Origin of the sequence: Agromyces humi, from assembly GCF_009720255.1 — a bacterium.
GTDB classification, from domain to species: domain Bacteria; phylum Actinomycetota; class Actinomycetes; order Actinomycetales; family Microbacteriaceae; genus Agromyces; species Agromyces humi.
The window spans coordinates 1-3,234 of the sequence record NZ_WJSP02000397.1 but is presented as its reverse complement, the minus strand read 5'-3'; the positions used below and the strand labels follow the sequence as shown (position 1 = coordinate 3,234).

The 3,234-nt window shown below is 71.4% G+C and carries 3 protein-coding genes; all 3 read left to right on the top strand.

Annotated features, from left to right (window positions below; all coding sequences use genetic code 11):
• Positions 1-26 precede the first annotated feature (26 nt).
• The gene (locus GH736_RS19780; protein WP_235934514.1) at positions 27-551 is read left to right on the top strand and encodes a DUF501 domain-containing protein; all 525 of its coding nucleotides are present in this window, start codon (positions 27-29) and stop codon (positions 549-551) included.
• Positions 548-1,831 carry a S8 family serine peptidase gene (locus GH736_RS19775; protein ID WP_159606381.1) on the top strand — a complete coding sequence of 428 codons (1,284 nt, stop codon included), beginning with the start codon at positions 548-550 and terminating at the stop codon, positions 1,829-1,831. The genes GH736_RS19780 and GH736_RS19775 overlap by 4 nt, the downstream gene beginning before the upstream one ends.
• Before the next feature lie 49 nt (positions 1,832-1,880).
• Positions 1,881-3,234 (top strand): NAD(P)/FAD-dependent oxidoreductase (locus GH736_RS19770; protein ID WP_159606379.1); only part of this gene is annotated, 1,354 nt, incomplete at its 3' end.

The following is a 3,234-nucleotide window of genomic DNA, read 5'->3' as shown; positions in this document are numbered from 1 at the left end:
TGCTCGCTGACGGGGATGCGAGCGAGCTGCTCGGCGTATGGGGAGTCGATCATCCCCGACATTCTACGGCGGGCCGCCTGGGCGTCGTCCCGCCTGTCCACCGCCGATCTTCGCCCCCGCGGGTCGCGCCGCGGCTGTCCGACGGCACGCCGTTCCCGACCCTCTACTACCTGACGCACCCGGCGGCGACGGCGGCGATGTCGTTCCTCGAGGCCGGGCAGCTCATGGTCGAGTGCTCCGAGCTGCTCGCGTCCGACGACGAGGTGCGGGCGGCGTACGAGCGCGCGCACCGCGACTACCTCGCCGACCGCGAGTCCATCGGCGTGGTCGAGGAGATCGCCGGCATCTCGGCGGGCGGCATGCCCACGCGGGTGAAGTGCCTGCACGCGCTCGCCGCGCACTCGCTGTCGGCGGGACCGGGTGCGAACCCGATGGGCGACCTCGCGCTCGAGCGCTCGCCGTGGTCGCCGTCGGTCTGCCAGTGCCCCGACTACGGCGTGGACATCCCCGACCCGGCCGACCCCGCCGACGACACCGGCGGTCGCTCGTGACCCCACGGGCTCGCCGCCCGTTCGCGGTCGTCGCGAAAGCCGCCGCGGCCGCCGCGGCGGCCACCGTCCTCGCGCTCGCCGGCGCCGCGCCGGCGCATGCCGACACGGTGCGCGACCTCGAGTACTGGCTCGCCGACTACGGCTTCACGACGGCGTGGAACAACTCGCAGGGCGAGGGGGTGACGGTCGCGATCATCGACACGGGCGTGAGCGGCGACGTCGCCGAACTGCGCGGGGCCGTCGTCGGGGGCACGGATGTCTCGGGCCTCGGCACGCCCGACGGGCAGACGCCGGTCGGCGACGACCCCGACCACGGCACCCTCGTCGCGTCCCTCCTCGCCGGTCGCGGCACCGGCGAGGGCAACGGCGTGATCGGCGTCGCGCCGAAGGCCGACCTCCTCTCGGCCTCGGTCGCGTTCGGGCAGGACACGGGCGCGGTGAAGTCGAACGACGACCAGATCGCCGAGGCCGTGCGCTGGGCGGTCGACAACGGTGCCGACGTCATCAACATGTCCCTGACGCGCAACACCCGCGACTGGCCCGAGAGCTGGGACGACGCGTTCACGTACGCGTTCGAGAACGACGTCGTGGTCGTCGCCGCGGCGGGCAACCGGGGGAGCGGCACGAGCGAGGTGGGCGCGCCCGCCACGATCCCCGGGGTGCTCACGGTCGCCGGCGTCGACCGCGAGAAGAACGCCAGCTTCGACGCCAGCTCGCAGGGCATCACGATCGCCGTGGCGGCGCCGAGCGAGGACCTCGTCGGCGCGCTGCCCGACGGCAGCTACGTGCAGTGGGACGGCACGAGCGCCGCGGCGCCGATCGTGTCGGGCCTGGTCGCCCTCATCCGCAGCGAGTACCCCGACCTCGACGCGGCCAATGTCATCGAACGACTCATTCGCACGGCCGATCCGCATGGGCAGGAGCACGTGCCCAGCCCGCTCTACGGCTGGGGCATCATCGACCCGGTCGAGGCGCTCACGGCAGACGTGCCCGAGGTCGACTCGAGCCCGCTCGGGAGCCTTGCGGAGTGGATCACCATCCACCGGCGAGCGGATGCCCCGACCACGGAGTCCGGCGACGAGGCGCAGGTGATCGTGCCGATCGCCGATCCGCCCCTGCCGAGGTCCGACGGCGCGCAGACCCTCCTGCCCACGGCGTGGACGCTGGCCTATATCACGGTGCCGCTCTCGTTGGTCGCGGGGTTTGGTACGCTAGCAGCGCTGTTGGGCATCGGCGCCACTCGGCATTCCAGGCGGACTGTCCGCAATCGCGAGCAGTGATCGCACGCACCAGGCCGCACGCACCAGAAATATGAGGAGTCCATTCACCGTGCCCAAGATTCTCATCGTCGGCGGTGGTTATGCGGGGTTCTACACGGCGTGGAAGCTCGAGAAGTGGCTGCGGCCCGGCGAGGCCGAGGTCACGATCGTCGACCCGCTGCCGTACATGACCTACCAGCCGTTCCTCCCCGAGGTCGCGGCGGGCTCCATCGAGCCCCGTCACGCGGTGGTCGCGCAGCGCCGCCACCTCAAGAAGACCAACGTGGTGACCGCGAAGGTCACGCACGTCGACCACGCGTCGAAGACCGCGACCATCACGCCTGCGGTCGGTGAGCCCTGGGAGTTCGAGTACGACGTCATCGTCGTCACCGGCGGCGCCGTCTCGCGCACCTTCCCGATCCCCGGCATCGCCGAGAACGCCGTCGGCCTGAAGTCGATCGAGGAGGCCGTGTTCATCCGCGACCGGGTGCTCGACAACTTCGACAAGGCGTCGACCCTCCCGCCCGGCCCCGAGCGCGAGCGCCTGCTCACGTTCGTCGTCGTCGGCGGTGGGTTCGCGGGCATCGAGGTGTTCGCCGAGCTCCGCTCGTTCGCCAGCTCGCTGCTCCAGTACTACCCGCAGATCACGTTCGATGAGACGCACTTCCACCTCATTGAGGCGATGGGCCGCATCATGCCAGAGGTGTCGCTCGAGACCAGCCACTGGGTCATCAAGCACCTCGCGCAGCGCGGTGCCGAGATCCACCTCGACACGCAGCTCACGAGCGCGGTCGACGGCAAGATCGAGCTCTCGACGGGCGAGACCTTCGAGACCGACCTGATCGTCTGGACGGCCGGCGTCATGGCGAACCCCGCTATCGTGCGCTCGAGCGACCTGCCCGTCGAGGAGCGCGGCCGCGTGCAGACCCGTGCCGACCTCCGAGTGGGTGACGAGGACGACTTCGTGCCCGACGCCTGGGCCGCCGGCGACATCGCCGCGGTCCCCGACCTCTCGGGCGGCGGCGTGGGCGGCTACTGCGTGCCCAACGCGCAGCACGCCGTGCGCCAGGGCAAGCTCCTCGCGAAGAACATCGTCGCGGTCCTGCGTGGCGAGGAGCCGAAGGAGTACTTCCACAAGAACCTCGGTGCGGTCGCCGGCCTCGGCGTGGGCCAGGGCGTGTTCCAGTCGGGCAAGCTCGCGATCAAGGGCGTGCTCGCCTGGTTCGCGCACCGCGGCTACCACGGCCTCGCCATGCCGAGCTGGGAGCGCAAGTTCCGCGTCTTCTGGGGCTGGTGGAACAACTTCTGGCTCGGCCGCGACATCGTGGGCCTCCCCGCGCTGCAGCAGCCGCGGGCCCAGTTCGAGCTGTTCGCCGCCCGCCCGAAGCCGGCGGCCTCGGCGCCGGCGCCCGCGCGACTGTCGA